The 2707-nt window shown below is 36.1% G+C and carries 1 protein-coding gene; it reads left to right on the top strand.

Features of this window, described 5'->3' with window-relative positions; translation table 11 throughout:
• Nucleotides 1–408: 408 nt before the first annotated feature.
• Nucleotides 409–2707, top strand: a 2299-nt coding sequence (locus ENL20_09385; GenBank protein ID HHE38769.1) for a hypothetical protein, incomplete at its 3' end; no start/stop codon positions are given.

The raw sequence follows: 2707 nt of genomic DNA on the forward strand, positions 1-2707 counted from the left end.
AAATGGTTATCCGAATTTATCATGGAAATTATTTAATCCTCTTTAATTCTCCCTAACAGTTATACTCCCCCTTTATAATGGGAGATTTAGAGGATTTTAAATCTAATCATGGTCTTTTTTGATAACCGGTTTTAAGAATAAGGATCAATACTGATCAAAAAAGTAAACTTAAATTGTGTGTTAATGTCGGTTCAACTAAAAGGTTGATGATTCAGGTTACTAAATTCACAATAAGTTTTTCACTGTTCCTAACTTGCTTATGGTCCAAAGGACCAAAAACAGGTTGGGAACGGTGTAACTTATTTTCGAATTAATAAATCAAAAATAACAAAATGCAAATAAAAAGGATAAATTTATTATTCCTTAAAAATATATAAAAAATTTGATTTAGAAAAGAGGAGGAGAAAAATGATGAAGGTTCTTTTATTGTTTATAGGTGTACTATTGTTTCTAACATGCATTTCAGAAGAAATAATAATTAATGATAATGACTTTAATGTTAATGTGATTTCTTCTGATAATTATCAAACTGTTATCGAATATAATTTTGGTAACTTTAAAAGATTTCCGATTATGATCGATGGAGAAACTTACTATCGGTTAAGTTTGGAAAAAGAAAGCGAAACTTATGAAAAAGGTGATCCCGAACTTCCCAAGATCACCAGAAGTATCATCATTCCTGATGATGCTAAAATGAAAATCAATATCGTGGAAAAGGATTTTGTGGAATACCAGATGAAGATAGTTCCTTCCAAAGGAATTCTTTATCGAGATATTAATCCGGCAGATGTTCCTTATGAATTTTCCGAAACTTATAGAATTGATGAATTTTATCCGCAAAATCTCGCAGATTCCAATTCTCCCTACATTTTAAGAGATTTCCGAGGTTTAGCTGTTCATGCTTATCCTTTCGCTTACAATCCTGTTACCCAAACTTTAAGAGTTTATAATCATCTTGTATTGGAAGTAAACAATGTTGGAATCGATATGGAAAATATCAAAATTCGAACTTCCAATAATATCAATAAATATTTTCAGGAAATTTATCAAAATCATTTTATAAATTTTTCAAGGGAAAGATACACTTCCGTTGATGAACATGGCAGAATGCTCGTTATCTGCTACAGTTCTTTTATGACAAATATCCAACCTTATGTGGATTGGAAAAATCAGAAAGGAATCGATACGGAACTGCATAATGTCTCAACCATCGGTTCAACAGCAACTGCCATTAAAAATTTCATTCAATCCGAATATGATGAAGGAAATGATCTGGCATTTGTACAATTAGTTGGTGATGCTGCCCAGGTTCCTCCGGGTTCATCATCTTATGGAGATTCCGATCCTTCTTATGCTTTACTCGATGGAGGAGATGGATATCCTGATATTTTTGTGGGCAGGTTTTCTGCCGAATCAACTTCCGATGTTGATACTCAAGTAGATAGAACAATTTATTATGAAAGAGATATCAGCAGCGGAAGCTGGTTGCATAAAGGTTTCGGAATCGGTTCGGATCAAGGTGCAGGTCAAGGAGATGATGGTGAAGCCGATTATGTTCACATTGGCAATATCCGAACTGATTTATTAGGATATACTTATACGGAAGTCGATGAGATTTATGATCCGGGAGCATCTGCATCCGATGTCACAACTGCTTTGAATAACGGTCGTAGTTTTGGAAATTATTGCGGTCACGGTGATAATACTTCCTGGTCAACTACAGGATTCGGTGTCTCTCATATCAATGCTCTGACCAATAATAATATGTTGCCCTTCATTTGTGATGTCGCTTGTGTAAACGGTAATTTCGATGGATTAACCTGTTTTGCCGAAGCTTGGATGAGAGCTACGAATGGTGCAAATCCAACCGGAGCAATTGCAATTTATGCTTCGACTATCAATCAATCCTGGGCACCGCCAATGTCTGCTCAAGATGAAATAACCGATCTTCTTTGTGGAACAGGACCTTATTCAGGATCAGGAAACCAGAAGAATTCAATTGGTGGATTGATGTATAATGGCTCCTGCTTAATGCTGGATGAATATAGTGCAAATGATATGTATCAAACTTGGACGATTTTCGGTGATGCATCTCTGCAAGTTAGGACTGATACTCCTTCCACAATGTCGATTTCTCACGATACCAGCATTTTGGTTGGACAGACAACATTTGATGTTTCAACCGGAGTAGAAGGGGCTCTTGCTTGTTTAATTGATACTACAATTGTTGCTTCAGGTTATACAGATGGTTCCGGAAATGTTACACTTACTCTCGATCCAATTCCTGATGAGCCTACTGATCTAACCCTTACAATAACAGCTTACAACAAGACAACAAGTGTGGAAACTATTCCTGTTATTGCTAATGACGGACCTTATGTAGTGATTGATAGTTATACTGTCAGTTCCGGTGGAGACGATGTAATCGAACCCGGAGAAACTGCTTATTTAACCGTTACTCTATTGAATAACGGAACTGAAACCGCAACAAATACCGGCATGACTTTATCTGAAACTGATGCATATATAACTTTAACTGATAGTTACGAATCTTACGGATCGATTACAGCGAGCGGAAGTGTTTCAAGAACTAATGCTTATACTTTCACAGTTGCTTCGAACATTCCAGATAATCATCCGATCCATTTTGATGCTGCGATCAGTTGTGATGAAGATTCGTGGAATGATGCTATCGATCTGACAGCTT

The sequence above is a fragment of the Candidatus Cloacimonadota bacterium genome (genome assembly GCA_011372345.1).
GTDB lineage: Bacteria > Cloacimonadota > Cloacimonadia > Cloacimonadales > TCS61 > DRTC01.